This is a genomic window from Oceanococcus sp. HetDA_MAG_MS8, assembly GCA_019192445.1.
GTDB lineage: Bacteria > Pseudomonadota > Gammaproteobacteria > Nevskiales > Oceanococcaceae > MS8.
Window position 1 is genome coordinate 630169 of record JAHCMK010000002.1, and the last position, 16357, is coordinate 646525.

The following is a 16357-nucleotide window of genomic DNA, read 5'->3' on the forward strand; positions in this document are numbered from 1 at the left end:
CGGTTTTATTCCACAGATGAACACAGATGTCGCAGATGTGGGGCGCCGCCGGGAGTAGTAGAGCAAGGCTCGAGGGTAGCTGAGGTTGCTACGTGGCGGCGGTTTAGTCCGCCAGTCTCACTCACATTTCTCCACACAATCGGTGCCCATCTGTGGAAAGGTTTTCCCTGCTAGACGTTGCTCAGTGCGTTAAGGCCGGCATTCGCACCCACGTGAAACCAGTCCACCGAAAAAATCTGCGGATAATCTGCGCCAATCTGCGGCCGGTTTTTTTCCACAGATGGGCACAGATGTCGCAGATATGGGGACGCCAGCAGGAGTGGCGGAGTAAGGCTCGAGGCTATTTGTGCCTGCTGCGTTGTGGCGAATGAGTTCGATAGCGTCATGTCCATCACTTCAAGAACATCTGTGTTTATCGGTGCCCATCTGTGGAAACGATTTCTCTGCGGCCAAAAAAAAACCCCGCCGCAGCGGGGTTTCCTGTCGTCGAGTATGGCTTAAGCGCCAACCAAGCTTTGGCCGCAAACGCGGATCACTTGGCCACTGATGCCGGCAGCACCAGGAGTGGACAAGAAGGTGATCAGCTCGGCCACATCCTTGGGATCTCCGCCTTGCGATAGCGAGCACAGGCGACGGCCGGCTTCGCGGATGGCGAAAGGCATAGCAGCGGTCATGCGGGTTTCGATGAAGCCGGGGGCTACCGCGTTGATGCAGATACCCTTGCTGGCCACTTCGGTGGAGCGACCGGCGACGTACCCAATGAGGCCGGCTTTGGTCGCGCCGTAGTTGGTCTGGCCCATGTTGCCGGCGATGCCGCCGATGGAGCTCAGGCACACGATACGACCATGGGTTTTGATGGCGTCTGCAGCTAGCAGGGCTTCATCCACGGCCAAGATGGCGGCCAAGTTGATGTTCTGAACCATGTCCCAGAACTGCGGCTTCATGTTGGCAATGGTCTTGTCGCGGGTGACGCCAGCGTTGTGCACCACGATGTCTACACCGCCATGGTTGGACTTGAAGTAGTCCACCAGTTTGCCGGGGGTCGCCGGGTCGGTGATGTCCATGGCCAAAGCCGTGCCATTGATCTTCTGCGCGGTGGCGTTCAGGGTTTCGGCGTCTTGGGGAATGTCCAGAACCACAACATGAGCGCCTTCAGCGGCTAAGCGTTGGGCCGTGGCGGCGCCAATACCGCGTGCACCGCCGGTCACTAAGGCTACTTTGCCTTCAAGTACGGCGCTGGTTGGTACCTTGGTCGGGGCTTTTGCGACGGTGCTCACGCGCACAGCTTGGCCATCCACATAGGTGGAATGGTCGGACAAGAAGAAGCGTAGTGGGCCTTTGAGGCGTTTTTCGGCGCCTTTTTCTACGTACAGCAGGTTCACCGTGCTGCCTTTCTTGCCAATTTCTTTGGCTAAGGAGCGGCTAAAGCCCTCAACGGCGCGTGCGACGGTACGTCCCGCCACCGTGTCCTGCGCTTCTGGCAGCGCAGCCATCAACACGACGCGGCCATTGTTCTTCAGCCGGCGGATCACCGGATGGAAGAAGTCGTACAAGGCGCGGATGTCTGCGGCCTCGGCAAAGCCAGTCGCGTCAAATACTAAGCGGTCAAAGCTTTGGCCTTCGGTCAGGGTGGCGGGGGTGGATTGATCCACAGTGGCGCCCATCGCCTTGATTAACGGCAAGGCCGACTTGGCAGCGTAGCCCTTGGCCGCACTACCCATCAGCACGGTTTTGCCACTGAGCGGCTCGTCGGCGTAGGCGCTGTTGGCTCTAGCCAGCTTGGGCGGGGTGGGCAGGCCCACGTTCTTGAACAGCGTGCGAACCGTAGGGTTTTCAGCCAGTTTGACCAGATAATCGCTCATAAGATGCAGTGTCTCCGCAGTGGGTGACGCGCAGCATCCCCGCTGCGCTGTTTATTGAAAAATAGTCTATTGCCAGCAGCTTGGCGATGACGCCGGCAAAACTCGCCGGAGCATACTGCCCATGCTGCAGTGCGTCAAATTCGGCGCCGCACGGGCGCCCACGCGCAGGAACCTAAGTCAGCTGAGCTGAACTCAGCTCTAGGACCCGCCGAGCCACGATGAGCAGCTGAATTTGCTGGGTGCCTTCGAAAATATCCAAAATTTTCGCGTCCCGCGCCCATTTCTCTAAGAGCTCGTCTTCGGCATACCCCAGGCTGCTGGCAATCTCGGCACATTTTTGTGTGACCTCGGTGACCATCCGCCCGGCTTTGGCCTTACTCATGGAGGCCTCCAAGGAGTTGGGCTGGCTGTTATCCGCCATCCAGGCGGCGCGCAGGGTGAGTAGCCGCGCGGCATCCCACTCGGCCTCCAGCCGTTGTAACTCGGCAGTGGCCGCGGCTTGCCGCCAACGATGCTGGCGGTAATCGCAATTAAAGCCAGCGGCCTCTAGCAATTCTCGCGTGCGCTCCAGCGCGGCACGACCTAAGCCTACCGCCATGCCGGCGACCACCGGACGGGTGTTATCAAAGGTCTGCATCACGCCGCCAAAGCCTTTTTTGGTGTCGATATCGGCAGTGCCGAGCAGGTTCTCTGCGGGCACCCGGCAGTCGGTAAAGCGGAGGGTGGCCGTGTCTGATGCACGAATTCCTAGCTTGTGATCCAGACGCACCAGTTCCATCCCAGGCGTGTCTTTGGGCACTACGAAAGATTTAATGGCAGCGCGGCCTTTGCTCGGGTCTAAAGACGCCCACACCACCACATGATCACAGCGGCCACCGGCGGTGACGTAAATTTTTTCACCATTGATGACATAGTCGTCACCGTCTTTGACGGCGGTGGTGCGAATAGCGGCGGAATCAGAGCCCGCGCCTGGCTCGGTGATGGCCATCGCCGCCCAGCAGCCCGCCAAACGTTTTTTCTGCTCCGGGCTGGCCACGGCGGCAATGGCGGCGTTGCCGAGGCCTTGGCGTGGTAAGGACAAGGCGAGGCCAACATCGCCCCAGCACAGCTCAATAAGGCCCAGTACCGTGTTCATATTGGCGCCGTTGCGCACCTCGCCATCGCTGGGTGAGCTTTGGGCCAAGCCGGCAGCGCCCGCGCCGCCATCACTGGCGCTATCGTTCATGCCATCGAGCAACGCTGCCAGCATGTTCAGCTCTTTGGGGTAACTGTGTTCAGCGCGGTCGTATTTGCGCGAGATCGGTCTAAAAACCTCTTGTGCAACCTGATGGGCCTGGTTGACCAGCGCGCGAAATTTGCGCGGTTGTTCGAGTTGAATCATGCCAACAGTCCTCCTTCCATCACGCCCACGGCGCGTAGGTCGCGATACCAACGCTCTACCGGATATTCCTTCACAAAGCCATGTCCACCGAGCAGCTGCACACCATCACTACCGATCTGCATGGCTTTCTCGGCGCAGAAGCGGTGCGCCAGAGCGGCTTCGCGGGTGATCGGTAGGCCTTGGTCAAAGCGTGACAAGGCGCGCCACACCATCAAACGCATGGCATCCACTTCGATGGCAATGTTCGCCACCATGAAAGCCACGGCTTGGCGGTGCGCGATCGGACTCCCGAAGGCCTTGCGCTCCAAGGTGTAGGGCTTCACCAGGTCGAGTACCGCTTGGGCGCAGCCTACCGCTAAGCTGCACCAGGCCAAGCGCCCCAGCTGCACCACATTCAGATAGGTGTGCTCATCGCCAATCATTGCGGCTTGGTTGACGCGCACTTGCTCAAAGCGCAGGCGGCCCAAACTGGCAGCGTGCAGACCCATACCCGGATGCGCCTGGCGGCTAATGCCCGGTTGGTGGGCTTCCACCAGCAATAATCTGGGGCCTAAATCTTGGCAATGCGCCCCTACTATCAACAAGTCGGCGAATCTGCCCAAAGGCACTAAGGATTTTTCACCGTTGATGATCCAGCTATCGCCTTGCCGGGTGGCTTTGCAGCGCAGGTCTAGTGGGTCGAAGGCCGCTTGCGGCTCCAAAATCGCTATGGCTGCATCTGGCGCATCGTCTTGGGCAAAGGTATGAAGGTAGCGCCCTTGCTGTTCGGCAGTGCCCCAGCTGGCCAGCACATTGGCCACGCCAACCGGAGCCAAGAGAGCAGCCGCTTGGCCCATATCCCCCCAGCCTAATGCCTCAGCAACTAGGCCGCTGGTCACAGCGCTGCGTTCGGCGCCAGCCCCACCCAGCTCCTCGGGAACAGCCATCAGCGTCAGCCCGAGGTCGCTGGCCGCAGCCCAGACCTCGGCACTGGGTTCACAGTGCTGCTCGGCATCACTGGCTTCAGGACGTAAGCGTTCTTCTGCGAAGCGCCTGGCGGCCTCTTGCATCATGGCCTGCTCATCACTGGGTCGCAGATCGAACAAATCCCCACTGCTTTGGGGTTGCATGCGGCTGGGCGACACCAGCTTGCTCACATTTCGGAACTGACGGTTGGCCATGCTGGCCGCCTTAAATCCGGCGCGAGAGGCTTGGTAAAGAGCCTGCTCTGCGGGTTTACGCAAGCCCAGAGAGTCCATGGCCTTTGAGCCGGCGACCCGGTTCAGTACAGAAAGGCCTAGCCCCTGTATGTCTCGTTTATGGCTATCCATATCTCCTCCGCCGCAATGCGGCCGCCAATGTCACAGTATTGGCTGACAGTGTGCCTGTGATCGGCTGTACACCCAAGCCCCTCTGGGCAATTTTCCTCATACGCTTGTGCATTGCCGGGGCCAACTGCTGACCGGCGCTGCGGCCAGGTCGTCAAGCAGCACAAGCCCATTGCACGCCGGCTACCCCGTAGCGCCGGCGCACAATGAACAGCTGTTAACTCGAGGCAAGCGCTCGCTGCACAAAGTTCGGCATTGCCAGCGCGCCGGCCAGAGTTTGGGCATTGAAGTACTGGGTCTGTTGCGCCAGCGTCTCTACGCGAGCGTCCTGAATGGCAGACCAAGAGCTGGCCTTAGTCGCCAGCGTTGCACTCCACCAGCCCGAGGGATACACCGGTTGCGGGAAGTGCAATAGGCGGGTTTGAGCGAAGCCCTCAGCGCGTAAGGATTCGTGCACCGAGCGGATGAGATCCATATGCAGTAATGGGGATTCGGTCTGTTGAACCAGCATTCCCTCAGGGCCCAGAGCGCGTACGCAGTCCGCGTAAAAAGCGCGGTTGAATAAGCCCTCAGCGGGGCCGACGGGGTCGGTGGAGTCGATGATGATCAGGTCCAAGGACTCGCTGGGCGCGTTCTTCACATGCGCAATCCCATCATCAAACTTCAGCGTCGCCCGTGGGTCGTCATTGCTTTCGCATAGCACTGGGAAGTACTGCTCGGCCAGGCGCGTGACGCGCTCATCAATTTCCACCTGGGTGACTTCCGCCACATCCGTGTGCCGCAATACTTCGCGCAGAGTGCCGCAATCGCCGCCACCAATAATCAATACCCGTTTGGGGTTGGGGTGCAGGCACAGGGCCGGGTGAGTGAGCATTTCGTGATACAGAAAGTTGTCACGATCTGTCAGCATCACTGCGCCATCAATCACCATCAGCTTGCCGAAGGTGTCGGTTTGGTAGATTTCGATGGACTGAAAGTCGCTGCGCTCCGCGTGCAATTTCTCACCCAAACGCAGGCCAAATGCGGTGCCGGCGGATTCAAATTTTTCGAGGAACCATTGCGGCTCGTTTACCATCGCGTTTTCTCCAAAATATGCGGCCAGTCACTCTGGCGGCGTGGATTATAAGAAGGCTAGTCGTTGCCATGCGTGGAACACCCTACAGTGCCGAAGATACGGCCCGTCTGTACAACCTGCCAGCTTGGTCGCAGGGCTATTTTGGGGTGAACGATGCCGGTGAGCTGGCGGTAATGGCCCCGGATGGAACGCCGGTAGCGCTGCGCCGCATCGTCGAGCATGCGCGCGACGCAGGCCTGCAAACACCGGTATTACTGCGCTTTGGACATATCTTGCGCGACCGGGCCGAAGCCTTAACACAGGCATTTGATGCCGCAACGCAATCGGCAAACTATGCCGGGCGGTACACGCCGGTTTATCCCATTAAGGTGAATCAGCAAGGCAGTGTGGTGCGCGAATTGGTGGCGCATCCGCGGCTGGGCCTAGAGGCGGGGAGCAAGCCAGAGCTGCTTGCGGTTCTAGGTTTGCTGCCTACGGGGCGGCCCATCATTTGTAACGGCTACAAGGATGCGGCCTATATTCGGCTGGCATTGGCGGGTGAGCAGCTGGGTCATCCCACGACCTTGGTGATCGAAAAAATGTCGGAAATCCCACGGATTGCCGAACAGGTGGCTAAAACCGGTATCCGTCCGCGGCTGGGGATTCGTGTGCGCTTGGCCTCTGTATCCAAGGGGCATTGGCAAAACACGGGGGGTGATAAATCCAAGTTTGGTTTGAGCGCCCCGCAGGTGCTGCAGGCGCTGATGCTTCTGCGCGAGCATGCACTGCTGGACTGCCTGGAGCTCATTCATTTCCATTTGGGCTCTCAGGTTGCCAATCTTCGGGATATTCGTAACGGCTTACGTGAGGCGGCTCGTTTTTATGTGGAGCTGCGCGAATCTGGGGCCCCCATTACGACCGTGGATGTGGGCGGTGGTCTGAGTGTGGACTACGATGGCACGCGCTCCCGCGGCGCCTTTTCCATGAACTACCGCATGGAAGACTATGCCCAGGCTGTGGTGCAGGCCCTGCAGCACGCCGCTCAGGCTAGCGATCAGCCAGAGCCCCACATCATCAGTGAATCCGGCCGTGCCTTGACCGCGCATCACGCGGTGCTCATTAGCGATGTGGTTGACAGCGAAACCCAGCAGTTGCCGCCCAGTCTGCCCTTGCCCGCGAATGCGCCGCCCTTACTCCGCGAGCTGGCGGCATTGCGCGCTGCGGACACCATGCATCCCTTGGAAAAGCTGGAAGAGGGCCGCTTACTTCTGAGCCAAGTGCATACGGGCTTTGCGCGCGGTGAATACACTCTGAGCTCGCGCGCTTTGGCGGAAAATCTCTGGCAACACATGTTGTTCCAGTTACGCGACCAGCTTGATGCCGACAGCCGCAGCCAACGTGCCGCCTTGGATGAGCTGCGCGAAAAACTGGCGGATAAGTTGTTTTGCAACTTTTCCTTATTCCAGTCCTTGCCTGATGTGTGGGCCATTGAGCAGGTTTTTCCAGTCATGCCATTGCAGCGCTTGGCCGAGCCGCCGGCGCGGATGGGCCTGATTCGTGACTTGACCTGCGACTCTGATGGACGCATCGACGCCTATGTGGACCGCGACGGGCTAGAAACCACGCTGCCCATCCACGCCATTGCTGACGGTGAAGATTACTTGCTCGGTTTTTTCCTGGTCGGTGCCTACCAGGAGATCCTGGGCGATATGCACAATTTGTTTGGCGACACCGACGCCGCCAACGTCGAACTCGGGCCTCAAGGGCGGTTTGAGTTGAGCGCCGTAGAACATGGAGACCAGGCCGAGGAGCTCTTGGAATATGTCCACGTCGGCGCAGATTCGCTGCGTGCGGCCTACGCCAAAAAGGCAGCCCAGGCCAAGATGAAGGCTGAGCAGGCGGAAGAGCTTCGGCTGCTCCTCGATGCCGGGCTGCGCAGTACCACCTATCTCGGGTGAGCTCTTCTACGCTAGCGCCGCAGATTTCGGACTACCGCAGCTTGTTCTTAGAGCAAGTGGCCTTGTTGGATTTACGAGCGCCGGTGGAATTTTCCCGTGGGGCCTTTCCTCACGCCCATAACCTGCCTCTGATGACCGACGCGGAGCGGGCTGCTGTGGGTACGGCTTACAAACAGCAGGGGCAGGCAGCTGCGGTCAGGTTGGGCCATGAGTTGGTGGGGGGCGCAATCCGCGAACAGCGGATTCAAGCCTGGTTGCAGTTTGCCAAAGCCCACCCCAATGCGGTGCTGTACTGCTTTCGTGGCGGCATGCGGTCACAGATCGTGCAGCAGTGGTTGGCCGAGGCGGGCGTGGTGATGCCCCGCGTGGTGGGCGGTTATAAGGCCTTACGTAGCTATTTGCTCACGCAGTTGGACCGCATTGCCGATACGTTGTCTTGGTACGTGTTGGCAGGACGCACAGGAAGCGGGAAAACCGATTTGTTGACGGCGCAGTCCCGTCATCTGGATTTGGAGGGCCATGCCCGGCACCGCGGTTCGGCCTTTGGTCGATTGCCGCAAGAGCAGCCCACACCGATCAATTTTGACAATGCACTGGCGATCTCTTTGCTGCAGTTACAAGCGCAGTCCCATGCACCGGTGCTGATTGAAGACGAAAGTCATCTGGTTGGCCGTCTACGCGTCCCTCCAGCACTATTTGCGCGCATGCAGCAGGCCCCTATAGTGGAGTTACGCTTGCCCTTGGAGCAGCGAGTGGAGCAGGTCTTGCAGGATTATGTGGTGGGGCTGCGCCACCAATATGTGCAGGCCCTGGGGACGGTCGGTGTGCAAGCCCATGCTGACTATCTCAAAGCTGCCATGAGCCGTATTCGGCGCCGCCTGGGCGGTTTGCGTTACACCCAGCTTGCTGGGCGTTTGGAGCAGGCACTGCGCGAGGGGCAGGATGATGCTCACCGCGACTGGATTGCACCGTTGCTGCAGGAGTATTACGACCCCATGTATGACCACCACATGCGTACGCGCCGACACCGCGTGCTGTTCCAGGGAGATGCGCAGCAGGTGCAAGGCTGGCTGAGCACCCAGGACTGGGCATGATGCAGGATCTGGTGCGTCCTCAGCGGGATCTCATATTGGTCGGCGGCGGACATACCCACGCCTTGGTGATCCGGCAATTAGGGATGCAGGGCTGGCCGGCTGATGTTCGCATTACCTTGGTCAGTGAAAGTATCGAAAGCCCCTACTCGGGCATGCTCCCCGGCCTGGTTGCCGGCCACTACAGCCACGCACAAACCCATGTGGATTTGGCCCGCCTGTGTGAGTGGGCAGGTGTGCGCTTCGTGCAGGATCGCGCTGTCGGCCTGGACCCGCAGCTAAAGCGTCTGCATCTCGCCCAGCGCCCAGCCTTGAGTTACGAGGCGATGAGCCTTAACACCGGCGCTTGCTCCCGCTTGCATCAGGTGCCGGGTGCGGCAGAACACGCGGTGCCAGTAAAGCCGGTCGCGAGTTTTTGGCGGCGTTGGAGCGATTGTCGAGGTCAGCGTCAGCGGGGGCGCGTGGTCGTTGTGGGCGGCGGCGCTGGCGGCGTGGAGCTGGTTCTTGCAATGGCACAGTCACGCCCACGCCTAGACCTCATGCTCTTAGCTGGCGATGCGGGGGTCTTGCCGGGTTACCAACCACGCCTACGCCAAAAGGTGTTAGCAGCGCTGCGAGCCCAAGGTGTGGAGCTGGGGCCCATGCAGCGGGTCATGGCGGTCGAGGAGGCGGGCCTGCGCTTGGCAGATGGAGAGTCAGTCGCGGCCAGAACCGTGTTCTGGTGTACGGGTTCCGCCGCGCCCGAATGGCTAAAGAAAACCGGCCTTCCCTTAGACAAGGCCGGCTTTGTGCGTGTTGACTCACAACTGGAAGTCTTGGGGCATGCCGCCCATTTCGTCTGTGGTGATAGCGCAAGCTTGCCCGGCCCGGGTGTGGCTAAGGCCGGGGTGTATGCCGTCCGCCAGGCCCCCATACTCGCGCAGAACCTCCAGGCCTGGATGTCTCGTCCGCAGGCTCCAAAATACAAGCCATATCGACCGCAGCGGCGTTACCTCACCATGGTGTCTTTGGGCAGAACTGAAGCTGTGGCTCAGCGTGGGATCCTCGCCGCAAGCGGCGCTTGGGTTTGGCGCTGGAAGGACCGGATTGATCGGCAGTTTATGCAGCGTTTTTCGGAGTTGCCGCCGATGCGGGCAGCGCCGCGTCCGCCGGCGATGCCCGACGAGGTGCTGCCTCCATGTGGAGGCTGTGGTTCTAAACTCGCGCCCAGCGCATTGCGTAGCTGCCTCCAGGAGCTCAGCCAGGCTTATCCAGATAATGTGGCAGCGCAGCTAGACCAGGCCGCAGATGCTGTGCCCTTGGTTGGCAAAGGCCCTTGGCTACAAAGCGTGGACAGCTTGCGCGCGCTCTTGGATGACCCTTGGCTGATGGCGAGAATCGCCACGGAGCACGCACTTTCCGATGTCTTTGCTGCTGGTGCCCAGCCCGTTTCGGTATTGCTCAATCTGGTGCTGCCCTACGCGGCGAGTCAACTGCAGGAGCGGGACCTTCACCAAGCCATCTCTGGCAGCTTGGACGTTCTGAAACGCCATACTGCCGTGCTGGCTGGTGGTCACAGCATGCAGGGCCCCGAATGGCTCTACGGTGTGGTCGTCAACGCGCGTCAGGGGGCGGCCATGCCAGGCAAAACGGGGGCCCAACCTGGCGACAAATTGGTGCTCACCAAGCGCTTGGGTACTGGGGTGTTGTTTGCTGCTGCCATGCAGGGGCGCCTGGAAGCCCCCACGCGGGAACAGCTCATCGCGCAAATGCTGAGCTCTAATGCCGTTGCCGCGCAGCTCGCACTGGATCATGGCGTGCGGGCGATGACCGATGTGACTGGATTTGGTTTGCTGGGCCACCTGCAAGAAATGTTGCGCCCCGACTTAGCTGCGGTGGTAGATGCGTCGCAAGTTCCAGTGTTGCCTCAAGTGGCCGAACTTTCGCTAGCCAGCATTCGCAGCAGTCTGTGGGCTGACAACGTCAAAGGCGTGGAGGCGCATCTGGACAGGCCTGCTTGCCTGCAAGACTACCCTTGGCTGGTTGACCCGCAAACTAGCGGTGGTCTCTTGATGGCTATGCCCCCAGAACGCGCTGAGGCCTTTTTACACTCTCTGCGGCAGGTGGGTGTGTTCGCGAGCGCAGTCGGTACCATGCGCGCTGCGCAGGGCTATCCCATGCAGATTCAGTTGCAGCTCAGCCAAGCCTAACAATAATCTCGCCCTGAGCTAAGCTCCACAGCACGACCCCGACCCAGAGCTATGGTTGCTTGGGAGTGTGATGTGTTGAGTCGAGCGCGAAGCTTGCTAGACGATGAGCAGGAGCAACGCAGTCTCCTTTGGCCCCGCGTATGGACGCTGGCGCTGATGGCTGTGGTTGCACTGTGCATGGGATGCGCGGCAAGCGAGGTCATGCCTTCCGGCGTAGCGCATCACATGTCTCCAGAGGCATCTCAGCCGAGCGCGACTTCCGGGTCTGAACCTACGGCTGAGCAGGGCGCTAACATCGGCGACGAGGAATCTGCGGCAAATTACCAGTTTGAAGGCTGGGACCAGCAAAAGGCCTCAGCATCGGATCAACCCCAGACGAAGTCTGCGCAGCAGGGGGCTACAGCTGCGAGCTCGGAGCAGGGCTTTGAGCCGCCCTCACCGACCGTCGTCTCTTATCCCGTGCGCGACCCCTTAGTGCGCATGAATCGTGCCGTATTCTGGTTCAATCATCGGGCCTACAGCTACGCCCTGGCGCCCGCTGCGCGGCTCTACTCGCAGCTTATTCCTCAGCCAGCGCGCAATGGCATCGGCAGATTCTTTGACAACCTCAAAGTGCCAATGTCCTTGCTGAACAACCTGCTTCAAGGGCGGTTTCAAAGGGCGGCGACGAATTTAGCCAGAGTCAGCATTAACTCGACGCTAGGGCTGGTTGGCCTATTCGATCCGGCTCAGAGCTGGTTTGGTATGCCGCCGGCTCCAGCGGGTTTTTCCGGAACTTTGGCGCGTTGGAATGTGGGTGCGGGCCCTTACTTGGTGCTGCCTCTACTGGGTCCTGCGGACCTGCGAGGTGCGAGTGGAATGGTGGGCGATGCGCTGCTCAATCCCATTCCCTACTTGCTGGACCAACCGGAGTCCACCGTCGTGGTTGTCGCGGACAGCTTTCAGGATGCTGCGCCCCTGCTTCCCACATATGAGCAAATCTATGCGCAAGCCGAGGATCCCTACGTGTTTTTTCGTAACTTCTATGTACAGGGGCGCAAGCGCAACATGGAGTACGGGCCTGGCTTTATCAGTGGCGCTGCCTTCGGTGTAGGCGCTGATGCCGAGGCGGCTACGGCATCTGAGACTGGCTTATGAGCCGCCGTCTGGCAGTGGCGGTGTTGCTTGGCTTTGCCGCGCTCGCTTTGAGTCTGGGTTGGGTCGCCCGCGACTTCGAAATCAACGCCTCGGCTCAAACTCTGCTGACTGAGGGCAACGCCAAGTACATCCAGGCTCGGCAAACGGCTGAGCAGTTCTCCCCCCAAGAGTTCTTGTTGCTGGCTTATGTTCCCAAAAACACCCCAGTATTTTCGGAACAAAGCTTTGCGCAACTGCAGCAGCTCAGCCGCCAGATTAGCGAGCTTGAGCGGGTGGAATCGGTGCGCAGCGTACTCAATGTGCCTTTGTTGGTACTTGCTGCAGACGAGCTTGGCAGTGATTTTCGTCCCGCTGACTGGACCTACTCAGCGCTGGGCGATGTGCCAATGGATGTGATGCGGCGGGTATTTGCACAGCATCCCATCTATCAAGATGTGCTGGTTAGCGCCGACCTGTCGGCGACCGCCGTACAGATCCTGTTTCGTGCCAACCCAGAGCTAGAGCGCCTGAATCGTGAACTGACCAACTTGCAGGCCAGACGGCAGGCCGCCAATGGCAAGCTTCCACCGGGTGAGCAGCAGAGACTGCGCGATATTCAGGCGCAGATCGAACCGCTGGATGCGGCGTTGCGCCGGCAGCGCTCCGAGGAAATCCAGCAGCTCCGGATTTTGATGCGTGAATATTCAGCTGATGCTGAGTTGTATCTGGGCGGCGGAACCGCAATTGGCGAGGCATTAATTGCCATTGTCCGCAGCGATCTGCGCGTGTTTGGCCTCGCCATCACAATCATGATTGCCGTGGTGCTCATGGTGCTGTTTCGAGGTGTGCGCTGGGTGGTCTTGCCTCTGCTGTGCTGCGCAGGAGCGGCGGCCATCACGGTTGGGCTGTTCACATTATTGGGCCTTAAGGCCACTGTGATTTCGAGCAATTTCATCGCCATTCAGCTGATACTGACCTTGGCCATTGTTGTGCACCTGATCACTGAATACCGGCAGGCCGCCGCCTGCGATCAAACCGCCAGCCAGCAGGCTTTGCTTCGTCATACCTTGCGGCAAAAATTCGCGCCCTGTCTGTATGCAGGTCTCACCACCTCCATTGGATTTGCCTCCTTACTCTTGGCCGATATTCAGCCAGTCATCGACTTTGGCTGGATGATGGTGGTCGCCACTGCCATATCCCTGCTCACCGCCCTGGTCTTATTCCCTGCCGTGCTGAGCTTACTGGCGCCATCGAGGAGCTCAGCGTTGATCAATGCACCGGGCTTGGAGGCGCTTGGCCGTGCCTGTGCTTCGCAGGGTCATTGGTTTGTCGCCGCCGGAGTATTGGGGCTCATTGTCGCTGGGTTAGGGCTTGCACGACTGTCGGTGGAGAACAGCTTCATCGAGTACTTCGATAAAGACACCCGCGTGTATCAGGAGCTGGTTTTCATCGATCAGAAGTTTGGCGGGTCCACTCCTTTGGATATTGTGTATCAGCTTCCCGCTGACCAAGCTGATGATGATTTGTTGATTTCCGCGTCTACCGCGCAGACCTTGCAGGAGGTGGATGCGCGGGTGAATGCCCATGCGTCTGTGGGTAAGGTGCTTTCCATTGTCGACTTCACGGAAGTCGCTCAGAAAATCAACAATGACAAGCCACTCAGTGAATATGAGCTGACCGCGTTGTATTGGTTAGTGGACGCAGAGCTGCGCGATGAACTCTTGGGCAGTTTTTATGATGCACAAACTCGGGAGCTGCGCTTGAGTCTGCGCATTCAGGACTCCACACCCAACCTGAACCGTGCCGAGCTGATCGACGCGTTGCATGCCGACATGGCTGCTGCGGGGCTGGCTGAACAAGACTATCGCTTCACCGGCTTGTTCGTGCTTTATCAAGACTTGCTGCAGCGCCTCTTTCGTTCTCAGCTGCTCACGCTTTTGGCCGTGTATGCCGCACTGAGCGTGGCTTTCTTGCTGATCTTTGGTTCGCTGCGGGTGGCGTGCATTGCTCTGGTGCCCAATCTCATCACCACGGTGGGCGTACTCGGCTTGATGGGTTGGTTGGGTATTCCGCTGGACTTCATGACCATGACCATTGCCGCTATTGCAGTAGGGATTGCCGTAGATGACACCATCCACTATCTGCATCGCTACTTGGCTGAGCTCAAGCAAAAGCCTGCTGCTCAAGCGGCGATAGAGGCTCACCGTAGCGTGGGCTCAGCCTTGCTCTCGTCAACGCTGATCATCGCGCTGGGCTTTGGTTTGCTGATGTTCTCAGACTTTGTGCCCAGTGTGATGTTCGGCTTACTGACGGCGCTGGCTGTCAGTCTGGCGCTACTAACGGACCTAACGGTGCTGCCGGCCCTGCTCATTCGGCTGGTGAAAAAATAGGCGGACAGGTTGTTGCCGCCATTGACTGACTATTGAATTCCGGACTGCTGAACCCCTCATGGCCCGCGCTGAGCTTCCAGCGCGGGCCCATGCAAGGGACTTCGTCAGTGCGAAAGCAGATTCAGCCCGAGTTTTTGCTGCTGTTGGCCCGCTTGCGCTCGTGCTCTTTGAGGAAGCGCTTACGGATGCGGATGGACTCGGGTGTGACCTCCACCAGCTCATCATCATTAATGAATTCCAGAGCGCGCTCCAGGTTCATGTCGATGGGCGGGGTGAGGATGATGTTTTCGTCCGTGCCCGAGGCCCGCATATTGGTGAGCTTTTTGCCCTTGAGCGGGTTCACCACCAGGTCGTTATCCCGGCTATGGATGCCGATGATCATGCCTTCGTAGACTTCTTCGCCATGGCCAATAAACAGCCGCCCGCGCTCTTGCAGGTTGAATAGCGAAAAGCCCAGGGCCTTGCCGGTATCCATGGATACCAACACACCCTTGGGGCGTTGGCCCACATTGGACTCCACCCGTTTCCCGTAATGGTCGAAGGTGTGCACCATGATGCCGGTGCCGGAGGTTTGGCTGAGGAAGTCGGTTTGGTAACCAATGAGTCCACGGGAAGGAATCATGTAATCCAAACGAATCCGGCCCTGGCCATCGGGCACCATGTCGGCCAATTGGCCACCACGGTTGGATACATCTTCAATCACCTTGCCTTGGTGGTCACTCTCGATGTCGAGGACCAGGCGCTCCCAAGGCTCGCAGAGCTCACCGTCGATTTCTTTCACGATGACTTCGGGGCGCGACACGGCCAGCTCGTAGCCTTCGCGGCGCATGTTCTCGATGAGCACGCCCAAGTGCAGCTGGCCACGGCCGCTGACTTTGAAGCGATCGGGGTTGCCGGTGGACTCCACCCGCAGGGCAACGTTGTGCTTGAGCTCCTGTTGTAGGCGATCGCTGATCTGGCGGCTGGTGATGTACTTGCCTTCCTTGCCCGCAAAAGGAGACTTGTTGACCTCGAAGGTCATGCTCATCGTGGGCTCATCCACGGTCAGCGCTGGCAGGGCTTCCACCGCATCCGGGGCACAGATGGTGTCGGAGATATCCAGCGGATCAAAGCCGGTTAAAGCAACAATGTCGCCGGCCTCGGCTTTGTCGACTTCTACGCGCTCTAAGCCCAAGAAGCCAAAAACCTGATTGAGGCGGCCGTTACGGGTTTTGCCCTCGCGGCTGACCACGGTCATGTTGCTGCCGGGTTTCAAAGTGCCACGCTGAATACGGCCAATCCCAATCACGCCCAAGAAGCTGGAATAGTCCAGCTGGGAGATCTGGATACGAGCCGGGCCGTCAGCATCCACCGGCGGTGGGGGTACCCGGTCAACGATGAGCTGGAACAGCGCGGTCATGTCGCCGTCGCGCACATCTTCTTCCAGGCTGGCATAACCATTCAGCGCCGAGGCGTAGACCACGGGGAAGTCCAGCTGCTCATCGGTAGCGCCCAGCGCATCGAAGAGATCGAAGATCTGGTCCATCACCCAATCCGGGCGGGCACCGGGGCGGTCGATTTTGTTGATGACCACAATGGGCTTCAAGCCCAGGTCGAAGGCCTTGCGGGTGACGAAGCGGGTCTGCGGCATGGGGCCGTCGACAGCATCGACCAGCAGTAGAACTGAATCCACCATCGATAGCACCCGTTCCACTTCGCCGCCAAAGTCGGCGTGTCCGGGGGTGTCGACGATGTTGATGCGGAAGTCGGCTGCGTCCCCGTCCTTGCGCGGATCGGTCCAGCGCAGCGCCGTGTTTTTGGCCAGGATGGTAATGCCGCGCTCTTTCTCCAAGTCGTTGGAGTCCATGACGCGCTCGCCGTGGTCGCGGCGGGCATCCAAGGTGCCGGATTGATGCAGGAGCTTGTCGACCAATGTGGTTTTGCCATGGTCAACGTGAGCAATGATGGCGATATTTCGAAGATTCATAAGACTTGGCCGTGGGCAAAGACGGCGTTCAGGCAGGGCAGCG

The 16357-nt window shown here is 59.4% G+C and carries 10 protein-coding genes; 5 read left to right on the forward strand and 5 right to left on the reverse strand.

Translation table 11 applies throughout. From position 1 onward, the window contains the following. Positions 1-497: 497 nt before the first annotated feature. The 4 genes from KI787_05645 to speE form a co-directional block, all read right to left on the reverse strand. A complete protein-coding gene (locus KI787_05645; protein MBV6629424.1) occupies positions 498-1862 on the reverse strand; it encodes a 3-oxoacyl-ACP reductase in 1365 nt (454 codons plus the stop codon). Between the two features lie 172 nt (positions 1863-2034). Then, positions 2035-3243, reverse strand: coding sequence for an acyl-CoA dehydrogenase family protein (locus tag KI787_05650; protein MBV6629425.1), 1209 nt, complete (start codon positions 3241-3243; stop codon positions 2035-2037). Beyond that, a complete protein-coding gene (locus KI787_05655) occupies positions 3240-4553 on the reverse strand; it encodes an acyl-CoA dehydrogenase family protein (GenBank protein ID MBV6629426.1) in 1314 nt (437 codons plus the stop codon). Before KI787_05655 ends, KI787_05650 begins: the two co-directional genes overlap by 4 nt. A 214-nt stretch (positions 4554-4767) precedes the next feature. Next, positions 4768-5625: a polyamine aminopropyltransferase gene (gene speE / locus KI787_05660; GenBank protein MBV6629427.1), complete on the reverse strand. Its 858-nt coding sequence runs from the start codon at positions 5623-5625 to the stop codon at positions 4768-4770. A 68-nt stretch (positions 5626-5693) separates the two neighbouring features. Here speE and speA point away from each other — a divergent pair, with 68 nt between their 5' ends. The 5 genes from speA (at position 5694) to KI787_05685 (ending at position 14348) form a co-directional block, all read left to right on the forward strand. Continuing rightward, on the forward strand, positions 5694-7562 hold the full coding sequence (gene speA, locus KI787_05665; GenBank protein MBV6629428.1) for a biosynthetic arginine decarboxylase: 1869 nt from the start codon (positions 5694-5696) through the stop codon (positions 7560-7562). A gap of 23 nt (positions 7563-7585) precedes the next feature. Beyond that, positions 7586-8656 (forward strand): tRNA 2-selenouridine(34) synthase MnmH, encoded by a 1071-nt coding sequence (gene mnmH / locus KI787_05670; protein ID MBV6629429.1) that lies wholly within the window; start codon positions 7586-7588, stop codon positions 8654-8656. Then, positions 8653-10842, forward strand: a complete 2190-nt coding sequence (gene selD / locus KI787_05675) for a selenide, water dikinase SelD (GenBank protein ID MBV6629430.1) — start codon at positions 8653-8655, stop codon at positions 10840-10842. Before mnmH ends, selD begins: the two co-directional genes overlap by 4 nt. Before the next feature lie 72 nt (positions 10843-10914). After that, positions 10915-11979 carry a VacJ family lipoprotein gene (locus KI787_05680; protein ID MBV6629431.1) on the forward strand — a complete coding sequence of 355 codons (1065 nt, stop codon included), beginning with the start codon at positions 10915-10917 and terminating at the stop codon, positions 11977-11979. Then, positions 11976-14348, forward strand: a complete 2373-nt coding sequence (locus KI787_05685) for an MMPL family transporter (GenBank protein ID MBV6629432.1) — start codon at positions 11976-11978, stop codon at positions 14346-14348. The genes KI787_05680 and KI787_05685 overlap by 4 nt, the downstream gene beginning before the upstream one ends. 121 nt (positions 14349-14469) lie before the next feature. Here the strand turns inward: KI787_05685 and typA are convergent, their stop codons facing one another. Continuing rightward, positions 14470-16314, reverse strand: a complete 1845-nt coding sequence (gene typA / locus KI787_05690; GenBank protein MBV6629433.1) for a translational GTPase TypA — start codon at positions 16312-16314, stop codon at positions 14470-14472. Positions 16315-16357 lie beyond the last annotated feature (43 nt).

Bases quoted from the DNA above. Each gene is read 5' to 3' on its own strand.
- KI787_05645 (MBV6629424.1), bottom strand. From the start codon at position 1,862: ATGAGCGATTATCTGGTCAAACTGGCTGAAAACCCTACGGTTCGCACG.
- speE (MBV6629427.1), bottom strand. From the start codon at position 5,625: ATGGTAAACGAGCCGCAATGGTTCCTCGAAAAATTTGAATCCGCCGGC.
- typA (MBV6629433.1), bottom strand. From the start codon at position 16,314: ATGAATCTTCGAAATATCGCCATCATTGCTCACGTTGACCATGGCAAA.
- KI787_05650 (MBV6629425.1), bottom strand. From the start codon at position 3,243: ATGATTCAACTCGAACAACCGCGCAAATTTCGCGCGCTGGTCAACCAG.
- KI787_05685 (MBV6629432.1), top strand. From the start codon at position 11,976: ATGAGCCGCCGTCTGGCAGTGGCGGTGTTGCTTGGCTTTGCCGCGCTC.
- KI787_05655 (MBV6629426.1), bottom strand. From the start codon at position 4,553: ATGGATAGCCATAAACGAGACATACAGGGGCTAGGCCTTTCTGTACTG.
- selD (MBV6629430.1), top strand. From the start codon at position 8,653: ATGATGCAGGATCTGGTGCGTCCTCAGCGGGATCTCATATTGGTCGGC.
- speA (MBV6629428.1), top strand. From the start codon at position 5,694: ATGCGTGGAACACCCTACAGTGCCGAAGATACGGCCCGTCTGTACAAC.